This window comes from Sphingomonas sp. GCM10030256, from assembly GCF_042666415.1.
Classification (GTDB): domain Bacteria; phylum Pseudomonadota; class Alphaproteobacteria; order Sphingomonadales; family Sphingomonadaceae; genus Sphingomicrobium.
This window is the reverse complement of record NZ_JBHTDI010000001.1, coordinates 1438972-1465362: the sequence shown is the minus strand read 5'-3', so window position 1 is coordinate 1465362 and position 26391 is coordinate 1438972. Positions and strand designations below refer to the sequence as shown.

Genomic DNA, 26391 nt, shown 5'->3' with positions numbered 1-26391 from the left:
GTCGTCTCCCCCAACGTGACGGTTAAAGATGCGGTCACGTAGGCACTTGGCGGTGATCCCCACGTAACGGGCTTCGCCCGCATGATCGTAGAGCGCGTATATGCCAGGCCCTCGTGGGGCTGCGCTCAGACGCATCGGTGTTGCGTCGAGCAACCGGCTCAGGATCGCGGCCGGCTGCATGGAAGCTCGATCCATCATAGGTCCCTCAAACTATGGCTTGATGGCGACCACATACGAGGCCTCCTCGGGACCGATAAGGAGCGGATTTAGGCTACGTAGTCTCGAAGCCTGTTCCTCCGGAGATCTTCCGAAATCGAAGGGCAGCGAGATGCCCTGCGGGCCCCGCCAGCACCCGAATCCTTGGTCTAGGACGAGTGTAACAGTGCCCCCCCCAGCAAATGAGAGCTCCATCTCGCGTGCGTGGCGATCCCTTCTCAGCGCAAGCGAAGCATCCACTCCGCACATCTCGCCCAAGGCCGCTGCGACAGCGATGCGCACGCGGTCGTCCTGCCAATCGTGGACCGCCTGCCAGGGCGATCCCGTGCGGCGAGGGTCGGGTCTGTAGGGCTCGCTGACCAAACCCACCTGGATTGGCTCGCCATTCGCCAGCGCCCTCGCTGCGGCGCCGATGAAATCCACGGCCAAGCGGACGGTCATCGGCGACTTCAGGTACCGGTCGTAGTAGTTGATCGCGATCAATTGCCCTGGCTTCCAGGCCCCGACGCGTCTCAGCAACGGCTCCACCGCAGCGACCATTCGCTCGCCGAAACCGAGCGCAGGTCCGTCAACGTCGTTTGTGAAGCGGAAGAAGGCTGCGTCAGGCCGCAGTTCCAGCTCTGATCGATCGACCTGGTCACCGAGGTCCGAAACGGTATGCATTGCACGAAGTACCGGGGCTTCGAACGGCACGCCCCAGGACGCGCCTGCGCGGGCGGCATTCCGGTCCCGGCTTGCCCAGACCTGCTGTTCCGCTGGGAGTGCCGCCAAGGTTACAGCGCCGTTTTCGAAGTCGGGAGCAGATCCGCGTTTCAGCTCAAGATCGAACCGAGTGGCGAAATCGCGTAGACCCAGCCGGGTCGCATCGTCCAAAGCCGCCCAGGCTTCAGGTGGCAGCACCAGCGCGACAGCCCTGCCGGCGCGCTGAGCAGCCGCGACAAACGACCGGAAAGAGCCATGTTGGAGGTCCGAAAGATCGAGGAGCGAACTCCAGACCGTGATCGGCCCCTTTCCCGCCAGCAATTCGTCAGCAAGGGAATCGCTAAAGCTAGCGCCATCGGCAAACCGGTCGATTTGCTCCGGTGTCAACATCCGCCCCAGCCGATCGTCGAGGAATGCAAGCGCAGCGACGCGGTCAATGACCTTTTGTTGATCGCGGAGATCAGACGTCAACACGCAAGCAGAGCAGGCGCGCTCACAACCCTCGGACTTGCAATCCAGCAGAGTTTTGATCGGCTCGATCAGCTTGGGCAGCAGATCTGCCGCACGGGGCGAAAAGCCGGCGCCGCCAGCGGCCTGGTCAAAGAGCAGGATTGCGTAAGTTGTTCCACCGAGATCTGCTGCTCGGGGTTCGACCACAAGCCCGACTTCGCCCACCTCGACACCGAGTTCGCGCGTCAGCGTCGCGCGCAGCGCAGACCCGAATGCCCATGCCGCGCCTAGATTGTCCAACCCGGCCAGATGCAACTCGAAGACGTCGGTCCGCACATCGTAGCCCAGCAGCAGCCCGTCCTTGATCGCGAAGGGCCGGCTCGCGCCGGGGCATCGGCCGTCATCGTCGGCTTTCGTGTAGCGAAGCGGCTCGTGTTGGTCGAAAGCTGGAAGGCGAGTTCCCCCCTCCGGCTGCGCGCGTCCGCAGTGCAGGCAGAGCTTGTACCCCTGTCCGGTTTCGCCTCCGGCATTCGAATGAAAGACAAGACCATCGCGGCTCGCGCGCATCTTTCCCAGCTCCGGCACGCGGAGCGGCTGCCACCCAGCGCCGCGTGCCACCACCACCGGCGGTTCCGAAGGTACATAGGAGACGAGGTCTGCCTCTGCGTGCGGTGGCTGCTTCTCCGCTGCGAAGCCAGCGGGCTTCAGGTATTCGCGTTGCTCAATCGCAGCCGCACCACACGCGTCGCATTGGTCGAGGGGGCGATGAGTCGTACCTGCCGTGCCGCAGCTCGAGCAGCGCCATACCCACGCAAGGCTTTGCACATCGCGTTCGCTCTCGCCGGCAGGGCGCTTCCAATTGAGCGTCACTCCGGCAGATCGATAAACGAGGCCATCAATCACGACGTCCGCGCCAGGCGCGTAGTCGCGCATCGCCTGATCGAGGTTGCGGCTCGCAAAGTGCCGCCGGCGCATCGGGTTGCCTTCCTCACCCATGCCTTCGTCGCCGTCCGGCTCATCCGAATGGACAAACTGGACCACGGCGGTGGGGAATCCGTGGCCGGGTAGGACACCTCGGTTGGAGAGGTCGGACAACAGGAATTCGTCGCAGAGCCTCTTCAGCGAAAAGCCGATAGCCTTCTTCGCCGTTGCCCGATCGAGCCCGACAGCCTGTGACTGCAAGCCTTGCCATTCGCTCGCAAATTCGGCTTCTGCCGCCCCGACGGCCTCGGCGGCAGCGACGAACAGGCCGGTATCCCCCTCAAGCGCCGAACCCTTCACCACAGCCTCGACGGACACCTTAAGCGCAGCCTCGGTCGACGGCCTGGTCAGCCATTGCTGGAATGCGACCGAAGGCGGGTCCGGCAGCCGCTCGGTCCGAAGATCTGCGGGGTAGCCGAAGAAGACTCCAGCTTTTGCGGTGGTCGCGTCCCCGCTCTGTTCGCGAATGAAAGCCGCCAACAACAGCGCATTGACGTGTCGTTGCACTAATGGGCGCGCATCGAGCGAGACGCGAGGAGCCGCGACGGAGCGCGTTAGAAAGCGCTGCGGGTTCCGGAAGGCCTCGCGCTCGAGCGGCGAATCCTTGCAATAGGTGAATGCCAGCGCGGTCGCTTGCCTGCGTCGGCCTGCACGCCCGACGCGCTGTCGGTAGTTGGCGATGGATGGCGGCACGTTTGTCATCATGACCGTGGAAACGCTGCCAATGTCGACGCCCATCTCCATGGTGGTCGAACAGTTCAGGATGTTGATCTCGCCTCGCTTGAACTCCGCCTCGTATCCGCGAAGCCGGCGAGACGGCTGTTGCGCGCTGTGCTCCGCCGACCGCGCATAGGGGGAGCCGAGCGCGATCCTGTCATGAAGATCCGTCCAAATGCCGCGCGATCGTAGCTCGGACACCGCCACATCCTCACTGAGCCAAGCCCGAACCCGATCCTCGTCGCCGGCCTCCCGTAAGAATGGCGCCGGGTGACGGGGTATCTCGAGCTCTTCCGCGCGAGCACCGACCCCTCGTGTTGCCCCGGTCCGGAGGCCGTAGGGCGAATAGCCGCAGAAGACCGTATCGAGGACTCGTCGCGTTACCGGGCAGCGCCAGCCCTTGGACACTGGCTCGATCATGCCTAGGCTCAGATCCAGCCGATTATCCGTGCCGGCGGCAATCAGCGGCCGTAGCTGGTCCCATGCTCGGGCAAGCAGCTCGTTGATCGTTTCTCGGTCACCTCGTTCTGCGGCGTCGAGTCGGAGGCCAACTTCCAGTAGTCTAGGCAGCGTACCCCTCTGCCCGACGTAGTCAGCCCGGATCTGCGGCCAACGAAGATCCGATGGACCGCTGCTCGCGTCGTATGGGCCGATCAGCCGCTTCAACGGCACGCCTGGCTGTAGCCAATGGGCATCCCTCCGGTCGATCCGGATCGCGAAATAGTCGCGAACCGCGATGGTCAGTGCGAGGTACAGGAAATCCCGCCAGTCCTCGATCTTCTTCCCGCGCGAGCGGAGCGCATCGGGAAGGTGAGCGCCCTTCAAATTCTCGATCGCCGCAAAGCGGAGCATTGCAAGGCCCATCGTCTCAAGCGAATTCGCACGCTTCGTTCGGCGGGCGAGCTCGCGGAGGAGCATGAGCTCAGAGAGCCGACTTGGCCCATTTACCTCGTCGCGGAACCGGTCGGGATCGCGCTTGGCCCAGACCTTGCGCATCCAATGGCTGACCTCATCCTGCTCGGCCAGGCGCTGCCTCACGCGCTCCCAGCTAAGTCCCCCGGACGACTTAGTTAGCTCTGCACGCTGTTGTTCAAGCAGGCGCAACGTAAGCTCGGCACCCGCCCCCCCACGGTCCTGCGTTGCCTTGATCGCCAAGTCGAATTCCGCGATTTTCTCCGTGATGGCTGGGTCCGGTTTTGAGGAGTCCTGCACCTCGAAATAGACCAGCGATCGGACGCGGTTTCTCTCCGCCGCATTCTGCAGCTTCGCGGCAAATCGGGCGGTTCCCTGACGGCTGTCGGTAAACGAAAGCAGCTGGCGCCCGTCGGCGGGCAGCGAATGCGTTGCGTCGACCGGGCCTTGGAAAGCCTCCGTGCTTTCCAGCAGAATCGGGCTCGCATTGCTCAAGACCGCCGGCGCGCCAAAGCGGAAGGGCCACAGCACTCGCGGCTGCTTCGTTGTCCCCGATAGTTCGCAGGCCGGGCACCGTTCCGGCGCTTCGCGATCGTGCGCTGGCAGTGTCACAAGGTTGTCGGTCGCTTGATCTGCGATCGAGCCGCTCTTTGCGTCCACGTGGACAGGTCGCGCCTGGGGCAGAGGCCTGCACGCTATCAGCCGCTCGATCAGTGGAAGCGGGGGGACTGGAGCGCCGTCGCCTTCGCCTGAAGCCGCTGCCTCCTCATCGGTATCCTGCGCGAATTCGTCTTCAGTTAGCTCCTGGTCCGGGGCATGTAGAGTGCGCGCGGTCTCGACAGCATCCAGGAAGGGTTCGCCACATCCCCGGCACGAGACGATAGGCAGAACGACTGAATCGCAGGAGGGGCATTGAGCTCCGGCTTCGGGCAGGACGGCTCCGAACGGCCACCCCTCTGGCTTGTCGGGACAGACCGGGTTGATGCAGCTCCACAAGCCGGGAATGGCGCGATGGAGGAGATGCGCGCGGAAGGGCAGCAGTCGCTCTCCGTCTTTTTCTGCTCGGGCAAGCGCAAGCGCAAGGGCTTCCGGCTCCGCGCCGGTCTCCGCCAGCTTCGGAGCAAGCTCCGACCAAGCGCGCGGTTGCTCGCCCGTGTTCGTGATCACGTTCTGAACAACTGGGTTTGAAGCGAGCGTCTCGAACGCCTCGGTTGGACTCATGGCATTCAGCTGGAGAGCCCGGAGGTTATTGGCGTGATCAATCGCAGGCAGTTGCGGTCGCCTACGATGGCCGAAGACGACGTGGACGCGCTCTTCGCCAGCTCCCGACACGTCACGCAGGAAACGGCGTAGCTCGTCGGTGACGTCCTTGCCTTCGCCGATAGTCGCTGAGGTTGCGACGAATCGGACCTGGTCCGAGTCCACTCCAAAGGCGAGCAGGACACGCCGCAGGAGGAGCGCGATTTCAGCCGCTTTGGAGCCCGTGTAACTGTGCGCCTCATCGAGAATGATCCAGCGGAGCTGCCCGCGCGACTTCTCCAGAATCGGCCTGTCCTTGCGCCGAACGGTCAGATATTCGAGCATCGTCACGTTCGTGACGAGGATCGGTGGCGGATCGCCACGCAGGGTGCGTCGGCAGATCACCTGCTCAGGTGTCAGCCGTTCACGCCCCTCCTTGTCGTCCTCCGGCATCTCGCCGTTGTAGAGAGCGAAGCGCAGCTTGCCCTTGAACGGCGCCGTCCACTTGGTGAGCCGCTCTTGCTGGCTCGCGATCAGTGCGTTTAGCGGATAGAGCATGATCGCCCTGACCCCGCTCAGCGCCTGTCCTTGTTTCTCCGCTTCTGTGACGAGGTCATCGAGCAGGGGAACCATGAAGCACTCGGTCTTGCCCGACCCCGTTCCGCTCGTGACGAGAACCGACTGAGGGGTCGGGTCTCTGAGGAGTTTCCACGATTTCAGCTGGTGCTCGTATGGATGCCAATCACGTCCGATACGTGGATCGCCCGGAAGGTCCAACGCGTCCACCACAATCGGACGCAGCAATGATCCGGCGAGTGAGTCGAGCGTTTCCTCGGCCTCGACGAAGGGGAATGCCGGCTCGAGCACCGGCTCCTGCAATAGAGCTCCCGCCGCGATGTCCCGGCTGCCGAAGCGGCGACGAATTTCCGCTGCCAGCGAAGGATGATTCAATCCGCTCTGGCCGAGAACAGCTTCGACCGAACGTTGTCGCAGCTCTTCGGCAACCTGAAAGGGCGTGAGAGTACGCAATTCCCTGAATTCCTTATTGATTATGATTCAGAGCGGCCGCGAGGCCCTCTGCGAAATAGATGGGATCTTCAGTACGGGCCGACTTGCAGCGTCTCAGCTGCGCCCGCGAAAGCCCGGCCAAGCCCTTCGCGGCCTCAGCGACTGCAACCGGGGCATCCAAAGCTTCGAGGTGCATTCGGTCGAACCTATCTTCGAACCAGCTTGGAAGCTGCTGGGCCAGATCACCCACGCGGAAGAGGCTGCGATCGGACGGCATGGCTATCGCAGTCTCGCCACGATCGAAGGTCCGCCTCACATACCCGCTGGCAGCTTCGATTAGCGTCGGCGCGGTTCCGGGCCCTTCGATAAGGCCGACAGCTGACAGGCAACTAGCCAAGGCGGAGTCGAGGCTGGCCGCCCGTGCGGCCGCTCCTGAAGCAACTTCGCGCGCGATCGCGGCAGCTGCTGCGGGCTCGAAGCTTGCGCTAAGCAGAGGCTCCGCTGTCATCCGCTCGAGCGCGTTTGCTGCCGATTTCCACGCATCGAGCGGGATTGCCGACCAGAGGAATGGCATCTCGGTTTCCAGCCTCCAGACGGACGCCTGAACCGACTCGTCGGGCGCAGCGAGCAACAGCAGAGCGAGCGAGCTCGGGCACGCTTGCAGGGCCGCCAGGACGTCGAACGTCGCAGCAGGAACGCCATTCAGCGAGCTGATCTGCCAGTGCAGCCAGGCAAGATCCTCTGCAAGCGTTTCGGTCGCTCCGCACAGTCGATCCAGACAGGAACGGATCGCAGCTCGACGCTCGCTCCCACAAACGATGGAAGTCGCGGCTGACAAGCCGTCGCCCGGCGCCGGTTCTGCATGGCCGCACGAAAGGATCGTGGGCCTGGACCGAACGAGATGACCGCTCCGGAGATAGACGAGCCACGCACCCTTCAAGTCCGGCGGGAGTGCCAGCTGTCTGTGATTTAGAATCTCCTCGACAGAGGGCTCGACGAGCACTCGTTCCTCATGAGGCGCGGCGATGCTGCGCCCGACAATCTGCAACGCCGACCCGGCCAAGCCTGGCGCATACATTATGGTGGCAAAGCCCGGTTCACACCGAAGCGAACTGTCGAAGGGTTGGATCCGATAGGGACGAGAGGCAGCACCGAAGAAGTTCAGCTCGACCCAGGCGTCTATGCCCGCAGCCGAAAGGTCGCTCGCAATCCGACTGGCCAGCGGGCGCAGCCCGAGTTCACGGTCGCCCAAAGTGTAGTGCGCCGGCACGTCGATATTGGCGGGCTTGAGCTCGGCGCAGAGCTTCAATTGGCCATCACCGAAAGCGACCAGCTCGGCAAGGTCGGCGGGCGTGAGGACGCTACCCGGCGGGACCAGCCTGCCATCCCAGTGGGCAAGGCCATCTCGAAGCGGGAACGGAAGACTGATTCTTATGGGACGGCCAGCGTGAGGATGGTCGAGCAGGAAGTGCACTCGACGGCTCGGCGTGTGCCGGAAGCTCAATGCGAATGTGGTCCCGGAACGCTGCTCCACCAGCAATCCGTCGCTCGCGTCCGGGTGGACGCTAAGATCGTCGAGGCCGACGAACCGATACCGCCAACCGTTCCCATCTCGCTCCCGGCTGACGGTCAATCCGGCGGGTACGATCGCTGCGCGGACTCTGTCGCGGACGAAACCGGTCCTTGCATCGCGCCACATGACTTCCACTGTGCCGGTACCAAGCGGATGGCGCGCCAATTCTCGCCAAGGCTCGCTCCGGCTTCTCCTCCACAGTAGCTCGTTCGACGCCGGCTGCACTGTGGTGCGGCCCCGATAGCAGCAAACCCGTGGCCTGCCGGCGATCAGCAGCGACTGGTCGGCACTCTCGAAGTCGCGCGGCGCGGGTCCATCAAGCTGGATAGAATCGCGCAGCTCCTCATTCGCCCCGGGCTCGATGCTGTACACGAGGCCGCCGTCGGTACTCGTGATGAGCACAGGCCCTTCAGCCAGCCAAAGGCTCCTACCATCGTCCGTGACGCCTACTTGTGCTACAGCGGTCCCGTCCTCCTCGCCGCTGACCACTCCCCAATCCGCAGGTGCGGCGACGACCACGCGTGATGCTCTCAGTCGCGCAGATCCGCGTGCGGCGAGCACGAGCGATACCGGCTCACCATCTTGCTCCTCATCGATCTCGAACGAGAGGACGTCACTGCGTTCCGGATCACCGCCCGGCCAACGGATGAGTCTTGCCGCTCCGTTAGGTGCCTGGATCTGTACGTCCACGCTTGCCGTAAGCGGCACCCCAAGGACCTCGGTGCGGCGCGTGAGCGGGCGCAGCTGCCAACTCGATCCATCCTCGCCGGGGGGGTCGAGGAAGGCGAGCTCCTCACCGACAGCCTGGGCCAGTATCCCGTAAGGGTGCACGCCGAGCCGAACGCCGGGAGCAGCAAGACCCTCCAGTGCCGCTCCCGGCATGTCTCCAGCGAGCGAAAGCCGCAATCCCGTTCGCCATCCCTGCTCGCCGCGCATCAGCACACGGACACAGCCCGCTGCGCCGCTGAGACCGCGCGCGATCTTCGCCGCCGAGAGCATGCCGTCGACGATGGCGCGGGCCGCCTCGGTATCGTTCGTGATGGGCAGCTCGGCGCGCCAGTCCGGGCGGATCTGATCGAGCACGAGCGACGGCTTGGCTCCCGGCTGGAAGCGCTCCGCCTCGCGCCGGAGCTTGACGATGGCGAGTGCGAGATCGGCGGCGAGAGCGACGAACGCCTCCTGGCGGTATGTGTCCCTCAGCTCATCCCGCGCCGCCTGAGCAAACGCGAAGGCATCCTCCTCGTGAGGGTCGTCCACCCCGAGCAGGCGGCCAACGACCTGATTAAGGTAACGCGACAACCACCCCTCGCCCGCCTCGAGAACCCGGACAGGGAAGCCGCCTTCGACAGCAATCGTGAGAAGACGGTGCCGGCCGCTCGTCCTTCTTATTAGCGGGCGCCGCCACCATTTCAGCCCGGTCTCTATCAGCGCTTGCCATTGCGGGTGGGACAGCCGCGTGGCGCTGCCGCCAAGTGCCTGTCCAAGATCCTCGTAACGACGAATGCCTCCCCCATACTCCCGTCGGAACCACGCCGACGCCCAAAGGACGAGCAGCGCCGCTAAGGAGCCGTTTCCTTGCTCCAGGCCACCTTGTGCGGCTCGTGCTCGGAGATAGGCCAGCAGCTCACCGTATCGATGCGCGCCCAACCGATACTGATGTAGTGGGCGGCCGTCCGGAGCTTCGAGCCCGAAGCTGGCGAGAAGGACCGCAAGAGGGGAGCCTCCTGGAGGCCGAGCCGGTGGTGGCGCGTCTGCCGCCGCGAACGACGGAAGCTTCGGCCTTGGCGCCCCGGCCTCAGCCTTACGCGTGCGCCCCATGGCCATGACAGCCCTAATCCGCAGCTTGCCCGCACGAGGCGTCTTGAGATGCTGCAATTCGTCGGCGAGCGCCTTAAACTCGGCGAACTCCGTCGCCCTGTCGAAGGCTGCCTCGAGCTCTTCTATGCTGGCAGAGAGACAGGGACGGAGCGTCACGCTGCGCCGGCCTGTTGCAAGGTGATAGGCGGATCCGAATCGTAGGGCGATGATTCCGGAGTGAACTTAGCGAGCAACGTCTCCCACCCGTCCCGGCCGAGCCGGTGGACATGTACTGTGGTTCCAGCCGCGCCCTCATCGAGCCCGTGGCCGAACGTCATGCCGCCCACGTCGGAGAGAATCGCACGATCATGAAATTCTTGACCCCCGGGGCGCTTTTTCCACCGGCGGAATGTGACCCGAACCCCAGCAGGAAACACTTTGTAGTAGTGTCTAACGTTTTGCTCGAACTGGGCCGGGGTCAGCATGTCACCGGCCGACAGCCAAGTATGCACAACAACCTCCATGGGCGCGCGACAGGCCAATATCAGCGCCCGGATCGAGTTCAGCCAGCGGGGCGAGAACCCAATGTGCGGATCAATCAGGTGGAGCGTCCTGCTGATGCGGATCAGTGGCTTGACGGCCGCGACGATGTCGCCCGCCGTGCGTGGGACGTCGGCGATGTCGGGGATTCGGAGCGGCGACCGGTCGGTTCTTGCTTCGGCAGCGCAAATCTCGAGCGCGTGCCCACACTTGGCTTCCAAGACGATCCCGGCGAAGGGCTCGATTTTGTCAGCTTCCAACGCGTTCGGGGTCCAGCCGCCGGCTTTCCCTGGATAGGCTCGCCCGAAGCGAGCAATCCCTTTCTCATTGCGCTTTTCCCGCAACCGCTCTTCTACGCTGGCGAGAGCGACATCGCGAAAGCCATTAGCTTTAGCCAGTTCAATGACCTCACCCGACCAGCGCCCTTGCGCGAAATCCGAGATGATCCGTCCCTGATCGACGCCGAACCGGTCGATCAGACCCACGAAGCGGTCAACGCTCGTCACCATGGCCGCCGGCTCGACGGCGAACTCCGCAAACATCAGAACAGCTCCTTACGCCGTTCCGCGAAAAAGCCTTCCGGCCAGCGGTCGATGAACTCGCCGGATTCGTCCACACGCAGGTGGTGGAGGCGCACGCCGTCATCGGTGGGCTCCGCGTAATAGACGCCTAGCAGTGAGGGCAGTACGATCCGATCGCCCTCTTTCAGCGTGCCCTCAGCCAGCTCTCGCATGCGGCGGAGCAGGCGGAGGATCAGGTGCTCGCTGTGGGTCTCGACCAGCAATATCCGCGAATTGGTCTTGTAGCCGGGGTTCGCGGGATCGGGCGTGAACCAGTGATCCTCTTCAGCCGGCGACTGCTCGTTGCCTAGCCGGATCGCACCGACTGCCTCGACGAGAAGGTCGCCAAGCTCCGTCTGTAGCGCCGGATGGACGTGCAGCTCAGGCTGCTCGATCGCAACGAAGGGCTCCCGCGCGTCGAGCGCCGCCACAACCACGGGCAGCAGTTGGGAGATACCGATGCCGACGTCGTGCGGTTGCACCGGTACGTTACGCCGTACGTCGAACAGGCTGATCTCGTGCCGCCGTCGCAAGCCACGATAAGCCTCAGGAATGTTCTCCAGATCGTCGAGCAAGGGGCCTCGACGAATGAGCACGTCCAGCGGGTCGCCCCGCTCACTCTCGCGGACTTCGCGATGGTGCAGACGAAAGCCCGATCGCAAGCGTTCGGTCAGCCAGTGACTCACCTCCACGAAGAGCCGAGGCTGCTCGATGCTGTGCAGTCGGTCCCATGCCGCCAGCCCGCTGGCCCAGCGGGTGCGGTCGGGGGAGCGCACTGGCGTGAAGTCGCGAGGCGGCAAGGTACGCAGCGGGCCGATGTAGAGCAGACGACGCAGTGCATCGCGCAGAAGCTGCCCCGCGCCAACGACGACGCGCGAGACGTAGAGGATTGCCGCTCGCTCCGCCAAGGCAGCTTGGTGAGCCTGCTCCCGGAGGCGGATTGCTGCTTCGGGATCGTCTGGAATGGCAAAAAAGTCATCGGCCGATCCCCGATAGAGAACTTCGAGGCTAAGCGGCTGGTCAAGGATTGGGAGCGCGCCCTCCGTACCATAGGCTCCCAGCGCGCCCGAGCCTTCCTCGCCGAACAGTATGGTGTCGAGGCTTGCAGCGGATGCGCGATCTTCCGCCGTCAAACTCTCGTCGTCCCAGTCGTTGAGAAATGCGTGATTCGTGTTCAGATCACTGAACGCGACGTTCATCGGGTCGGTGGCAGACAGGGCGGCAAATGGCTCGCCATCCAGGCTTACCGCCCAGCGCCGCACGTACGGAATGTGTCGCTCGCGGCTCCAGCCAATCGTGATCTCGAGTGACACTGCCTCAGCCACGTCGAGCGACTTGAGACGCCCCACGAGACGCATATCCTCACGCTCGTCGCCAGCGATTCCGAAGCTCGGCAGACCGTCATCGAGCAGATCGAGGTCGAAGCCGAGAACGATCTCGCGTTCCCGATACGCGCGGGCGTGGACGAGATTGTGATAGCCTCCGAAATCTAGCTCCCCACCGGCGAGGGTGCGGTCGGGATCGAGGTTACCGCGTTCGAGGATTTCACGTGCGTAGTGGAGCGCGTGCAGGATCGTGGATTTGCCCGCGCCGTTGGGGCCGTACAGTAAGGTGATCGGCGCCAGCTTCAGCTCGACGGGTGCCTCGCCCACGGCCTTAAAGTTTTTGATTCTGATGCCTACCAGCGTTGCCATTTTTCGCCCCCGCCGCGCACTCCATGCGCAGGTCTCGTTGGAAATTGGTCCTAGTTGTCCTGGTGCGTGCCGCTACAGCTCCCCCCGGAACGCCCGCTGCGCGAGCGAAGCGTAGAGAGTGGCAGCCTCGGTGGAGAGCCGCGCCAACTCATCCTTCGCTGACACGGCAGCTCGGTTCATCCTTAACCAACGATCATGCACCGCACGGTCCGGTAACAGGACCGGGAAGGCCGCTAATTGCGTCCGATTGATGCTGGCGATGCCGGTCGTTTGCTTGGCGCTTCGCAGAAAATACTGTTTGCCGCGCGCGCTGGAAAGCAGCGCGCTCGCATATTCAGGACTGATGCCGGTTTCGTTCAGCCGCGCAACAAAGATGTGGTTCTGGTGGATGCATTCGCTGATTTCGCCAAACCATACGGCTCCGCGTCCCAGTTTGTCGGGGTCGCCGCCTTCGGTGAGGAGGATGTCGCCAGGGCGCAGCCCGTAGCGGGCGATCTCTGTTTCGCTGGCATCGATGGTCTTGATATTGGACAGATCGATGTGCCCGTCCTGCACATTGGCCACGCGCATATAGGGAACGGCGCGCAATGGCTCCCCGTTGGACTTGCGACCCTTGGTGATGCCGGAACGTATATCGGCGACCAAGTCGAGCCGCGTTTCCTCCCACCCCTTCGGATTGGCGACGGGGTCGCCGAACAGATCGAGGAAGGTGGCGCGCAGCAGCGCGTCGGCCTCGGCCAGCGCCGCGCGGCGCTTCTCGCGGATGGCGTCGGCCTTATCGAGGATCGCCGTGATCCGCTTTTGCTCGGGCAGCGAAGGCTTCGGAAAGGAAAGCTCCGCCAAATCGTCTCGGCTGATCTGTTTGAAAGTCGAACCCCGCCCTTTGTCGGCCAGCTCAGCAACTCGCGCATCGAGTAAATGCCAGAGGTAACCTGAATCCAAGTGATCCGCATACGGTCGCAGCCCAGCCACTCCACGTCCGAGACAATAAACGGCGTCTGCCCAAGCCCGCTCACCGATGCTGGCGCGAATTCCGAGAATGATGTCGCCTGGCTGACAAATTTTGCCGGGACTCGTCGTAAATTTCTTGGCTCGAACTTTGCCACCGGCAAAATCGCCCGCACCGGAAATCAGTGGCAGGCCGTTCCCATCGCCGTTGTAGCTGGCGCCATCTGGCGCCTGCCCCATGACAATCTCACAAACTTCGGACAACTGGACGCTGCTCACCCCATCATCCCCTCGAGCTCGTCCAGCTCGCGCAGGATCGCGCGCTCCGCTTCCTGCATGCGCTTCAGGATCACCGCCGGCGGATCATATTCGGCTTCGACATGGACGCGTTGGCGCCAGCGGCCGACCGAAAGATCATATCCCGCCGCGCGCACCTCCTCGGCCGGGACGGCGAAAGCCTGGGCGGTGCGATCGGACAGGTCGGCCTCGCGCCGCGCGTGCCATGCCCCCAGCGCGGCGGGCAGATCGTCATTGCCCGGCGCCAGCCTGGTGCGTTTGTCATCGAGGCTGAAGCCGTCCTTCTCGACATCGAAGAAGAAGATGTCGCGCGTCTCGCCGGCCTTCGTGAAGAGCAGGATGGCGGTCGAAACGCCGGCATAGGGCTTGAACACGCCGGCGGGCAGCGAGATCACGCCGTCGAGCTGATGCTTGTCGACCAGGTGCTGGCGCAGCGCGCGGTGCGCCGCCGAGGAGCCGAACAGCACCCCGTCGGGCACGATAGTCGCCGAACGGCCGCCGGCCTTCAGCATGCGCAGGATCAGGGCCACGAACAGCAGCTCAGTTTTCTTCGTCTTTACCGTGCGCAGCAGGTCCGGCGCGACGTCTGGGAAATCGAGGCTCCCCTTGAAGGGTGGATTAGCAAGGACAGCCGTAAAGGCGTTTGCCGCGTCCCGAACGTTAGGGCCCTTCTCGAAGTTGGCAGATAGCGCATCCTGATAGTGGATGTTTGGTTGCTCAATGCCATGCAGCATCAGGTTCATCGCCGCGATGCGAAGCATCGTCACGTCGAAGTCGAAGCCGTGCAGCAAGTCTCCATAGACATGCACCCGCTCCTCATTGGTGAGCACATCGCCGGCGAAGTGTTCGGCTCCTTCCCCATCTGTGTGGCGTCCGGCCTCTGAGGTGTGCGACCGCAACACCTGCTCGTAGGCGGCGACCAGGAAGCCGCCAGTGCCGCAGGCAGGATCTGCGACGCGATCCGTGGCGCGGATGTCCAGCGCCTCGGCCATGAAGCGGATGATGTGCCTAGGGGTGCGGAACTGGCCGTTGATGCCGGCGGTGGTCAGCTTCGACAGGAGATATTCGTAGATGTCACCCTTGTCGTCGCCGCCGGTGAGCGGGAGCGTATCGATCGTCTCAACTGCCGTCTTGAGCAACGACGCCTTGGGAATCATGAACTGGGCGTCGGCCATGTAGCCCCCAAGCACCTTGAGGTGCGGGAACGCCTCGTCCCGGATCCGACGTAACATCTCGTCGCTGCTGCCCAACTCCTTCAGCCGATGCCAGCGGATCCCTTGCTGGTCCTCACTGAACCGGCGCCGGAAGCTTTGGCCGGTGCGTCGCTCGCGCGCTTCGTCGCGGCTCTCCGCAACATCCATAAGCTTCAGGAATATGAGGTAGGTGATCTGCTCGATCACGGTCAGGGGGTTGGTGATGCCGCCTGTCCAGAAGTCGGTCCAAAGCCGATCGATCTTGGGGCGAAGTCCGGGGTTCATTGCGGATTTTCCTTGGGGGACTGAGAAGAGGGTTGAAGGGCCGGCGCGAATGGAGCCACGAGTGCGGCGACTTCATCGGCTGCCGGGCCGACAAAGACCCCATCAAGCCCGGATGCATCGAGCCCGGTAAAGGGTGGCTCATAGAGCGCGGCGAGGCTGATGGCTCCGTGCCGCAGTATGTGGGCCTCGAGCAGCTGCATGAAGCGCCGCTGGGTGCCGGTGAACGAAGGATGATCGGCCGCAAAGTCGGCGAACCGCTTCCTAAGGGCGTCGGGATCGACGCCGACAGCTTGGCGGAAGAAGGCCGCAAGCGCGTCCGTTTCGGGGAAGAACTCACGCAATGTGTCGAGGTCGACACTCGGGTTCTGGACCAGCACCAACTTGGCCAGCCGATCGAGATCAGATGGATCAATGGCTTCGCCCGCTCGCAGGCGGCGCAATGCGGGGTCGCTGTCGATCAGGCTCTTCAGCGCGCGATTCACTTCATTCTCGTACTGGCGCATGTCGACCGACTTCAGGCCTGAAGAACGGCGCCCCAGGCGGATCGCACTCTCGTCTTCCTTGACGTCGTAGGTGCGCACATGTCCGGCCCCTCCGCCCAGGTCGACGAGCTTCATTAGGCCGCGCAGTCGCGTCCGTACCTGTTCCAAGTCCTCGATATTCGCAGTTTCCCACCATTCCGGACGAGCGACATGGCGGATGAGCTCGGCCTGATCTCGGACCTGGGTCAGCTCGAGCGGCAGGTGAGCCACGGCATCGCGCAAGCCCACTTCGAGCTCGGCCGAGGACCGGCCGGCAAGGCGCGCCTCCTCGATCGACGCGATCTGGAGATCGAAGCGAACGGCTGCAGCGTCACCCAGCTTCCGCCAGCCCATCAATGGGGCGATATCCTCTTTGAGCAGCGCGACGTCCTCACGGGAGAGCCGCCCGAGCAACTCGGCGTACTGGGCCATCCGTTTCTCGCGCAGCTTCGCCCGAACGGCGACCGTTCGCTCGTCCAGATTGGCGATATCTTCGCCAATGAGCTTGACGCCGAGCGCGTGCGCGTCCTTGTGGCCGCGCTCGAGCGCGGTCACCGCAAGCTCGACCCGTTTTTCAAACAGCCGCGACAGCAGAGGTTGGGCTTCGGTTGGCGGAGCGGCCGGCGCCTCCTGGCCGAAGCGTTCAAAATTCCCCCAGTGATCGAAGATGCGGAAATGCGTCTTGTCGTTTCCTGGTCCGAAAAGGTTTGCACACAGCCTCGTGCCCCGGCCGATCATCTGCCAGAATTTCACGTAGCTCCTGACGGGGCGGGCAAAGACAAGGTTCACCACCTCGGGGACGTCGAGGCCCGTGTCGAGCATGTCGACCGAAATCGCGATGCGCAGCGGATCGCTTCGATCCTTGAAGCGGTCGATGAGATCATCGGCTCGTTCAACCTGGCTCGAGATCACTCGCGCGGCTTCGCTGCCGTATTGGGGATACATCTCGTCGAACAGCTTCATCAGCAGTTCGGCATGCTTCTGATTGCGGGCGAAGACGATGGATTTCCCCACCATAGCCCCTTCGGCGTCGCGGATGCCGTGCTCCATCAGTGTCCTGAGAACCTGGCGATTGGTGTCCTTGTTGAAGACGGCGCGATCCAGCACCTCGGACGCATAATCGAGGTTCGCCGGATCGATCCCCTGCTCCTCGAGTGCCTTAATTTGCTCGAGTGTGAGGACGTCCTCGCGCAGTCCTTCGCGCGAGAAGCGCGTCGAGTGCTCGTACACCTCGTAGGGGACGAGCCATTTTCCTTCGATCGCCTCCTCGAGCGGAAAGCTGAAAGTCGGCCGGCCGATCTCGCACCCGAACATCTCGAATGTGTTGCGCGATACCGCCGCGAGCGGGGTCGCCGTGAGCCCGATGGCTCGGGCGTCGAACCAGTCGATGAGCTCCCGGTAAACATTGTAGAGGCTACGGTGGGACTCGTCGGCGATGATAAGGTCGAAGAAACCCGGGTCGAACGCCCGGTACACGCCCATCATGGCCGGATACGTCGCGAAGAGGATGCGCTCCGGCGGATCAGCCGGGATTCGCCCGTCGACGATCCGGATCGGCTCGGAGGGAAGCAGCTCAGCGAAGGCGTCCTTGGCCTGCTTTCGCAATTCGCGGCGGTCACACAGAAACAGCACCCGCTTCGCCTGACCGGCGGCAAGAACCATTTCGGTGATCGCGACCGCAACCCGCGTTTTGCCGGTGCCGGTCGCCTGTACGACAAGCGCGCGGCGATGACCGTCGTCGAAACGTTCGGCGACGCGACGCACGGCCTCCTGCTGATAAGGGCGATCGCGCACCGCCTTGCTCAGCGGCTGCTCGCACAGGCGCTTGGCTTCGGCACGCCGCGAAATCAGGGTCTCGAGACTGCCTTGGCTATAAAAACCGAAGACCCTCCGGCGCGTCTCACCGGCACGATCGTTCCAGATCCAGACTTCATAGCCATTGGTGAGGAATATCACCGGTCGTTGACCGTGGTCCCGCTCCAAGCCGTCGGCATAGCCTTTCGCCTGCTCCGCGCCGGCCGACGGATCGCGCGCGGTCCGCTTGGCCTCTATCACTGCCAGCGGAAGCCCATGCTCGTTCCACAAGACGTAATCTGCCCTTTCGGCGCCGACGACGACTTCGCGTCCAATGGCTTTCCCGCTCCAGGCGGCCTCCTTCAAGAGCTGGTCGATAAGCTCACAGCGGGTGGCCGCCTCGTCCAAGCCCAATGCTTCGGCAGCACGCCCAATCTCTGCGCGCCCACGGGGAACCGGCGGCGCCTCGGCGGCACCTTCGTCGTCGACGCGCTCCGGCGAGATCGGGGCAGGCGCCCCTTCGATCAGACTGGGATCAAAGGCGGGTAGAGACTCGGGGGACGCTTCGTCGAGTAGCGCCAGCAAAAGGCGCGCCACGTCATGAGCGTCGCGAATTGCCTGGAGAACATTTGCTGGATCGACGTTGCCGCCATGAGCCGCTTCGTTGCCGAGCCGCCGCAGCCGATGGAGTCTGCCCAGCACTGATTCCGGCAAGCTCTCCTGGAAGTCGTCCGCACGCATGCGATCGAAGAGCGTCGGCGAGATGCCCGGCTGGGGCAGCTTCCATCGACGGTAGAGGCCGTTGACAAGCAGCTCGGTGAATCGCCGCAGGTGAATGGCCGAGCCCACGGGATCGCGCGTAGCGCTGGATTCGGCGAACTGAGCCGCCGTCGCGAGTTCCGGCCAGAGCGGATCCAAGATGGTGAAGTTACTCAACCGCTGCGTCATCGTTCTGCATGCCCGAAACAGGTTCGGGCCGCTCCTCCCCCGAGTTGCATCCGCTGCGGCACCATGGATTCGGCAGCGCCCCCAAGAGGTTGTTACATAACGCAATCGTCCCCCGGCAACCTCCCCCGGCGAGTTCGTGCTGTCGCAGTTCTGGCTGAATGCTGTGCATGCCCTTCCATAAACACGAACCGTGCCAAAAGCGTCGCCGAGCCCGAGTAATCTAATAATTGTTTAATGTCAGTGGCTTGGTATGGGCCAGCCAAGAAAGTGCCGAGACAGCGCACGCGGCGAGGCGCAAGATTTATTGCGCAATGGCAAGATTTCTGTCACTCGGCGGCTATGCGCGTTCTCGCCAGCTGGATTGGCCTCGCCGACTTCGCGGCGTCGTCCCGTGGGGACGAAGCCGACTTGGGTCCCGTTGGGCTGGCGCTCAAATCAGGCGAGTTTGACCGGGCCTATCTGCTCTCCGATCGTACCGGAGAGGTCATTAATGCCTTCGTCGACTGGCTCGCTGCGATCGCGCCAGGTGTGACGACCGAGCCTCTTCATGTGCCGCTGAGCAGCCCGAGCGCTTTTGCCGAAGTGTTCTCTGGCGTCTCCACTGCGCTCGATGAGCGCATCGACACCCTAGAGAGGGCCGACCAGGTCTTCTTCTATCTTTCGCCCGGGACCCCGGTGATGGCCGCCACCTGGCTCATTCTCGGTAAGACGCGTTACGCTCGCTTGAATGTCAGCTTCCTCGAATCTTCGCAGAGGAGGCTCAATCGCCTCGATGTCCCCTTCGACCTGGCCGCCAACATCCTGCCTGACGTCATACGGGTCGCAGATGATAAGCTAGCCACTCGAGGCGAGGGAAAGGTCGCACCGGGTGCTGGCTTTGGCGACATCATCTATGCGAGCCCCGAGATGAACCGGTTGGTCGAACAGGCACGCAAGCTGTCGCGGCGATCGATGAACATTCTCGTCGAGGGGGAATCCGGGACGGGCAAGGAGCTGCTCGCGAACGCGATCCACCGGGAGAGTCGTGTTGCAGACGGTCCATTCGTTCCCGTGAATTGCGGGGCAATACCCGAGAATCTCATCGAATCGGAGCTATTCGGCCACGTGAGAGGCGCCTTCAGCGGAGCAACGGCGACACGCATTGGCTATATCGAGGCCGCAAATGGAGGAACGCTGTTCCTCGATGAGATCGGAGAGCTGCCTCTGGCAGCTCAGGTGAAGCTGCTGCGAACGCTGCAGGAGCGAACCATAGTTCGGGTCGGTTCGACGGAGCCCCGGAAGATCGACGTCCGGGTGATTGCCGCCACGAATCGTGACCTCGCGAAAGAGGTGGTCGACGGGCGGTTCCGGGAAGACCTCTTCTACCGGTTGTGCGTCGTGAAGCTTACCTTGCCGCCTCTTAGAGGCCGAACGGGCGATCTGGACCTGCTCATAGACGCCTTTCTCGACGGCCTGAACATAGAAGGGAAAGTGGATCAGGAGTACCAGCCTCGTGTGCTCATGGCCGGCGCTCGAGAGAGGCTGAGGCAGCACGAGTGGAGAGGCAACGTTCGGGAGCTGCAGAACACGCTGCAACGGTTGGTTTTTCTCTCGGACAACACGGCGCTTACGGCGGCCGATGTTGAGAATGCGCTGCTGCCCATGCCGCAGGTGGCAGAGGCCAATGATGGCGTTCTTGATCGGCCGTTGGGCCACGGTCTGAACCTGCGAGAAGTCCAGGCGGAGGTAGCTCGGCACTATATGCTGCGCGCCCTCAAGGCATCCGGCGGACGGGTCTCGCGTGCCGCTGAACTTATCGGGACCAGCCGGCAAAATTTTTCGAATTGGATGAAGGAGTATGGCGTCACCACGTGAGGAAGCGCGACCGCATCACGCGGATCTGAGCCGCTGACTTCCTTCACCAACCGCCGCCTAACTTCCTTCACCAACTGCCGCCTAAGCCGCCGTTGCAGTTGAAGAGGCACGGCCGCCCCTTCTAAGCAGATTATCTCTTGGGTCGAAGTGGGATCAGCGGGCGATCTCTTCGATACGAGGAAAGAGGGGGAGGCAATGGCATCTGCGATTGAGCACGCGATCAACTATCCGGCGTGGACCGAGTATCGCAAGAAGAACGGCCTCGATCCGCTCGGCATGCAGAACAGCAGCATCGCTCTCTATCAACGCCTGCTGCCGGGCGTCAGCAACGTCACGCTCCGGATGCGCTACTATGGTCTATATGCCTGGTTGTGCAGGATCTACGCAAAGCGCATCGGCGACACCAATCCGGAACGCTGGAAGCGTTTCATCCGACGCGCTGAGGCGCTTTACGCCCTGATCGCGTGGCGGCACGGCGGGGAGGGTGGTGTTGCCGGTATCGAATGGGCCCAAAGAGCCTTCGAGATGGCGGGCAGCAGCGGAAGCGTGGATTTCGGTGCGGCAGCCGAACCGGGAAGCGAGAACTATTATTTGAAGCAGGCGTGGGGTGCCTACGGGGCAGCCTACCGCAGTCAGCTTTTCGAGATCGGTATCTTCGATGACTCCGATGATCACGATCTGCCGTTGCCGAGCGCCTTTGGCGAGCGCCTCGCCGAGGCGTTCGAGCAGAGTGTCGGCGAAGGCGCGGAACGCTTCTTCACCGCGATCGAGCGCGGCAAGATCACAAGTATGGAGTTGAGTGCGTTCGCGTCGCTCGCGCCCTCGGAGATCGGACGCTCCACCGCTGAGCGACAGCTATACCAGGATATGCTGCTCAATCCGGAAGACGATGACAGCGTGGGGCCGCACTCGCGCCGCCTCACCATGCTGCTAATTCTGCAGATTGCCGCCCTCCTCGGGCGCCATCCCAAAGTCGAAGAAGTGCGCTGGACTCTCTATTCGGGCTTCGATCAAGATGGGAACCGGCTTTCCTTGCCTACCCCCGAGATGCAGGCGCAACGCCGGCTTTGGTGGATCTACCATGCCAACGATTTATGCCACATCGCCTTCGAAGCGCTGCTCAAGTTCAGCCTTGACGCGCTCGGCGAGCATCCCGGCGGCATCACCCTGACGCGCCTCATTCCACTTTGTGTGGAACGCATTGTGCAGGCGGCCGGCCCTCTCCCGCGAAGCTGGGAAGCTCTCCTCGAGGCTACTGTACCGACGGAAAACCCATATGGGCGTACCGACGGCACCGACTGGTCGCTTGCGGGCCACATCTTGAGGACCGCTGGCCGCTCGGATGCACAGGTCTGTCCGGCGGCAACGGCATGGCTGTCTATCCGCTTGCTGGCGACGCTGCACAGACGCGTCCGGCATCAGGACCAACTAGACCTCTCCACCGTGTTGGGCAGCTTCAACCCAGATGGTTTCCATTCCCTGCTGACAGAGACGAGGTTTCTCGAAACCGGGACAGACCTTCCTTTACCGCTGATGCTGGGTCGCCTTCTGGAGCAACGAGTCCTTCAGCGGCACCTTTGGGTCGCGCTGCAGAAGTTTCGAGCTGGCGACTACACGTTCCTGATCGAGCGCGACGAAGGCAAGGTGAGGCTGCGGGCGAAGGACGGTCCCGTGTTCACGAACCCGCGCCTGGGGCCGGCCATCACCTTTTTGAAAGATATCCACGTGATCGATGAAAAGGGTCTCACGGCCCATGGCGCTGTGGCGGCAGGTCTCGCATGAGGCTGTACGAGCGGTTCGCGGACCAGGACTTCCACACCAGCATAGCCACGACTTTCGGGATCGACTTCGATGCCTATGAAGGCGTCGTTCTCCCGCGCCTACGAGGCGTTGGGTGCCGCAACAACATCGTCATCGCAGATGGCAGGATGCTGACGCACGCTCTCGATGGCGCATCGGCCCTGCCGCGCCACGCAGGGAAGCTCTACACGGTTGCGGCAGCGCACGCGGCGGGTGTTTTTCATCCGAAGCTCTTCTTGCAGCTCGGCCGCCACCGAGGCCGCATAATCGTCAGTTCCGCGAACCTCACTACACCAGGGCTCGCGGGCAATCTCGAGCTGGCGGGAATTATCGCTTGCGATGACAACGCTTCCGGCGAGCAACAACTAATCGGCCAAGCTTTTGCGTACCTGAAGCGGTTTGCCGACGATCGATCCCAGCCGAGCACCTCAGGCCAGCTGAATTGGATGCTCGAGCGCACCCCATGGCTGCCAAAGGCCCCCACCGATGCGCAATTGGTAGTCCTGGCCGATGGGACAAGCGCGTCGCTGCTCACGACCCGTGAGCCCGAAGGGATCGGCCGACGGTTCGTGGAATTGGTGGGTGACCCGGTATCCCGGCTCGTTGTTGTCAGCCCATATTGGGACTTCGGGCTGCAGGCTCTGTCTCGCCTAGCTGACAGCCTCTCGCCAGGTGAATTATGCGTCCTGCTCGATCCGGGAAGCGCATCCTTCCCAAAGCAGGCACTCAACCGGGTGGCTGGGGCGCGGCTCTACGACCGGGGAGATTTTCGCAAGGGCCGGTTCATTCACGCAAAGCTTGTGATCGCCCAAACTGAGAAGGCCGATCATGTTTTGCTGGGAAGCGCGAACTGCACCGAGCCTGCCCTAGGAATCCCCGGCAACCCCGGCTCGAACGAGGAGGTATGCCTTTACCGAAGGTTGCCGCTGGGCACGGCTGCGCACATCCTGGGCCTTGATTCCATCCTTGTTCCTGAACGCGAAATTGACCCCGCTGAGTTGCCGACACCGCAGGCTGATGAAGAATTGCCGCTCGATGACCTCTCCGCAAGAACGCCGGGGACATTCGAATGCCGGGGCGACACGCTGATCTGGCGACCGGCTGCATCTTATGACCCGTCAGCAAGCGCTGTGATGCTGTTCGACAGGAATGGGGCGTCCTTGCCCTGCCGGCTGTCATCTCTGCCCGGCGAGGAAGGTGCCGCGCGGTACCAGATTTCGGACGCACAGGAATACCCGGCCTTTGCAAAGGTCGAGCACGGCGAACATACTTCGGCGCCAGCGATCGTCACGCTGATCGAGCAGCTGCGGGCCAGCGTTGGCGGCTCATCGAGCCGCGCGGGCAAAGCATTACGCGATCTGGACCAGGAGACCGAAGCGAGCCTTCTGCTGATCGACATATTGAACCTCCTCGAGACACTTGAACAGAGTGACAATGCCACGAGGGATCCGCTTTCGATCAGGCGGGTGAGGCCGGTCGAGGAAACAGCTCAATCGGAATACAAGACGCTCAGCTATGAGCAGTTCATCGCCGGCAGGCGCAAACGCACCGGCATTCAGATATCCCATAGCAGTCTCGCCGGGAGCGACGTGTCGCTCATCCGCAAGTTTCTGAATCGCATCATAGGCTTGGCGACGGGCGACGCGAGCGACGATTCGGACGATCTGGATGGGACGACGAACCCATTCGACATGGGGGATGAAACCGGCGATGCCGAAGGCGCTCTCGCGGGTGGGGAGGAATTCGACACCGAGCGAACGCAGCGCGAAGAAGAGGACCGCCTCGCGGATGAGCGCCGGAGAGCAGCTGCCCGGAAGATGACCAGTGATCACATCGCTGCAGCTGTGAACGCGTTCCGCGACCGGGTTAGGGACCGACGGGCCAACGGCGGGCTCGACAGCCACGATCTAATTCGTCTTCGCGGCTTGCTGATGGTCATATGTACGGCAGGCCACCCTCAGCCCGCCAGCAGATCGACCGGGCCGCAGTCTGGCCTTCAAGTGCTTCCGGTTGAGGGCGATTCCGAGAGTTGGCCAATGCTGATCGGCCGTACGCTGTTCCAGCTGTTCGGCGGCAACCAGCCGGCGATACAATCCCTGCACCTCAGCAATGAGCATGACCAGCTACCAGACGACGTCATCGAGTGCTGGGCCACATGCTATTGGTGCCTGCAGGCCTGCCTTAATGCGCCTCTGTCCGCGCCCGAGCGAAAGCGGCTGAATCAGTTTCTGAAGCCGCTTGCGGAGCGGGTCTACCGCATCACGCTGCCAACGAAAGAGGAGCTGCTTGGCGAGGACGTCATCCAAGCGATGGAGGCGATGAGCGCGAACTATGGGAAGCGCCTTGTCATCAACCCGGAGACCATCGTCGCGAGTCATCGAGCTCTGGTCGCAGCGCTGCCTTCTTGAGCTATGCCTACTCCACCAGCTCTGATCCACCCGACCGATACATCGCGATCAGCTGATCCATGTCGTCGCTACCGGGATATCAAAGCCTTTGCAAAATGCCCTAAGCACAGGCAAAATGTCTTCCCGAATAGCACGATCGCGACCGTATATTCTGTGCGGCGCCCAGCGGCCCTTCCGCTTGCCAACATTGTGCGACAACGCATCCATACCATGCTTGGCCGGTGATGATTCACCCAAGTTTCACCCAAGCTCTCGCGAGCTTACGGCTTCTGGCCGGGCAGCCGGGTAGATATTTATCTGCCAGCTCAGTAGTTTGGCGCGGGAAAAATGGTGGGCGTGGCAAGGATTGAACTTGCGACCCCTGCGATGTCAACACAGTGCTCTACCACTGAGCTACACGCCCACCGGGGCCCGCCGAACCAGTGTCGACGGACGATGCGTCGCGGGTCTCTAATCGCAGCGTCGCCCCCGCGCAAGCACCCAAACGCATCTGGCTGTTTCAATTGACACATGCGGTGCTCGCTGCAGCGGAGCATCAGCTCGCCAACTCTCATGTTGATGGTGGTCAGTCCAAACTGCGCTTCAGCGGGCGTAGGGGTGACCAGCAGCAATCCTTTACCTGCTGCCCCTGGGAAGCGGGGAACTCCGGCCCGCCCGCTCCTGCTTGTTGAACAGGTCGATACCGGTTTCGGCCGTGCACACCCTGGCAATGCCGGCACGATTGTGGACGGCGACCTAAGTGGCGGCATCAACCACAATATACAGCTTCAGCTCTGCAAGAGCGGCAGCTCCGATGCCCAATACCTCCATATTTAGCTTCGGGCGCCCCGAAGCGACAAGTTCCAGTCCACGGTCATTGACCCTAGCCTCTGCCCGGCTGCGGGCCTGCTGCCCGGATCGTCCGCCCCAGACGGTCGCCTGAGTAGCGCTTCTCTCGTAATGGCCGCCACCACCACGGGTTGTCCAGGTACCAGTCGACCGTCTTCGCCAACCCGGAGTCGAAGCCTTCTTCCGCCTGCCAGCCGAGTTCGAGCTCGGCCTTCGAGGGGTCGATTGCATAGCGTCGGTCGTGCCCGGGCCGATCCGCGACAAAGCGGATGAGCGAGCGCCGGTTGCGTGCGCCGCCAAGCGGCAGCCGCTCGTCAAGGAGCTCGCAGATCGCTTCCACCACCTGCAGGTTCGTGCGTTCCGCCCGGCCGCCAACGTTGTAACTCTGCCCAACCCGCCCTCGCGTCAGCACCAGCTCGAGGGCCCGAGCATTGTCTTCGACGAACATCCAGTCGCGCACATTCTCGCCCCGGCCGTATAGCGGCAGCGGCTTACCCTCCAGCGCGTTAAGGATAACCAACGGGATCAACTTTTCCGGAAAGTGGAACGGCCCGTAATTGTTCGAGCAGTTCGACAGCACCACGGGGAGGCCGTACGTGTAGTGCCACGCTCGCACGAGATGGTCCGAAGCCGCCTTGGATGCGGAATAAGGTGATGATGGCGCGTACGGCGTTGTCTCGGTGATTACGCCACTGTCGTACGGCAAGTCGCCATACACCTCGTCGGTCGAGATGTGGTGAAAGCGAAACGCTTCACGCTCTTGACCGGCAAGCGCGTCCCAATAACCCAATATCGCTTCGAGCAGCCGGAACGTGCCAACGACATTTGTCTCCACGAACACCGCCGGCCCGTCGATAGAGCGGTCAACGTGACTTTCAGCGGCAAGATGCATTACCCCTTGGATCCGCTCTTCACGCAGCAAGGCGCCGATGCGTTCCGCGTCCGCGATATCAGCCTCGACAAAGCGATGATTAGCCGCTCCCGCCACGCTCCCCAGCGAGCTAAGCGTCCCCGAATAGGTCAGCTTGTCGACGGTCACGACACGCAAGCCCCGGGTGACCAGCAGCCGCACGACCGCGCTGCCGATGAACCCCGCCCCGCCGGTGACCAGCACCCGCTCCACCCC

11 protein-coding genes and 1 tRNA gene are annotated in these 26391 nt (G+C 62.9%); 3 read left to right on the top strand and 9 right to left on the bottom strand.

Annotated features, from left to right (window positions below):
* Window positions 1–210 precede the first annotated feature (210 nt).
* The 7 genes from ACFQPG_RS07305 to ACFQPG_RS07275 all read right to left on the bottom strand — a co-directional run bounded on the left by ACFQPG_RS07305 (window position 211) and on the right by ACFQPG_RS07275 (window position 18375).
* A complete protein-coding gene (locus ACFQPG_RS07305; RefSeq protein ID WP_380811467.1) occupies window positions 211–6246 on the bottom strand; it encodes a DEAD/DEAH box helicase in 6036 nt (2011 codons plus the stop codon).
* Window positions 6247–6259: 13 nt separating this feature from the next.
* Entirely contained in the window at window positions 6260–9616 is a 3357-nt protein-coding gene (locus ACFQPG_RS07300) for an STY4851/ECs_5259 family protein (protein ID WP_380811746.1), read from the bottom strand.
* A 152-nt stretch (window positions 9617–9768) separates the two neighbouring features.
* Window positions 9769–10677 (bottom strand): hypothetical protein, encoded by a 909-nt coding sequence (locus ACFQPG_RS07295; RefSeq protein WP_380811465.1) that lies wholly within the window; start codon window positions 10675–10677, stop codon window positions 9769–9771.
* The gene (locus tag ACFQPG_RS07290; RefSeq protein ID WP_380811463.1) at window positions 10677–12389 is read right to left on the bottom strand and encodes an AAA family ATPase; all 1713 of its coding nucleotides are present in this window, start codon (window positions 12387–12389) and stop codon (window positions 10677–10679) included. Before ACFQPG_RS07290 ends, ACFQPG_RS07295 begins: the two co-directional genes overlap by 1 nt.
* A gap of 72 nt (window positions 12390–12461) precedes the next feature.
* Window positions 12462–13616 carry a restriction endonuclease subunit S gene (locus ACFQPG_RS07285; protein ID WP_380811461.1) on the bottom strand — a complete coding sequence of 385 codons (1155 nt, stop codon included), beginning with the start codon at window positions 13614–13616 and terminating at the stop codon, window positions 12462–12464.
* A complete protein-coding gene (locus ACFQPG_RS07280) occupies window positions 13613–15112 on the bottom strand; it encodes an N-6 DNA methylase (protein ID WP_380811459.1) in 1500 nt (499 codons plus the stop codon). Before ACFQPG_RS07280 ends, ACFQPG_RS07285 begins: the two co-directional genes overlap by 4 nt.
* Entirely contained in the window at window positions 15109–18375 is a 3267-nt protein-coding gene (locus ACFQPG_RS07275) for a DEAD/DEAH box helicase family protein (protein WP_380811457.1), read from the bottom strand. Before ACFQPG_RS07275 ends, ACFQPG_RS07280 begins: the two co-directional genes overlap by 4 nt.
* Before the next feature lie 339 nt (window positions 18376–18714).
* Here ACFQPG_RS07275 and ACFQPG_RS07270 point away from each other — a divergent pair, with 339 nt between their 5' ends.
* From ACFQPG_RS07270 to ACFQPG_RS07260, 3 genes are all read left to right on the top strand, one after another.
* On the top strand, window positions 18715–20229 hold the full coding sequence (locus ACFQPG_RS07270; RefSeq protein ID WP_380811455.1) for a sigma-54 interaction domain-containing protein: 1515 nt from the start codon (window positions 18715–18717) through the stop codon (window positions 20227–20229).
* 195 nt (window positions 20230–20424) lie between these two features.
* The gene (locus tag ACFQPG_RS07265) at window positions 20425–22011 is read left to right on the top strand and encodes a hypothetical protein (RefSeq protein WP_380811453.1); all 1587 of its coding nucleotides are present in this window, start codon (window positions 20425–20427) and stop codon (window positions 22009–22011) included.
* Window positions 22008–24437 carry a hypothetical protein gene (locus ACFQPG_RS07260; RefSeq protein ID WP_380811451.1) on the top strand — a complete coding sequence of 810 codons (2430 nt, stop codon included), beginning with the start codon at window positions 22008–22010 and terminating at the stop codon, window positions 24435–24437. Before ACFQPG_RS07265 ends, ACFQPG_RS07260 begins: the two co-directional genes overlap by 4 nt.
* 328 nt (window positions 24438–24765) lie before the next feature.
* Here the strand turns inward: ACFQPG_RS07260 and ACFQPG_RS07255 are convergent.
* Both ACFQPG_RS07255 and rfbB read right to left on the bottom strand, forming a co-directional pair.
* A tRNA-Val gene (locus ACFQPG_RS07255) sits at window positions 24766–24840 on the bottom strand.
* A 459-nt stretch (window positions 24841–25299) separates the two neighbouring features.
* Entirely contained in the window at window positions 25300–26388 is a 1089-nt protein-coding gene (gene rfbB / locus ACFQPG_RS07250; protein ID WP_380811449.1) for a dTDP-glucose 4,6-dehydratase, read from the bottom strand.
* Window positions 26389–26391 lie beyond the last annotated feature (3 nt).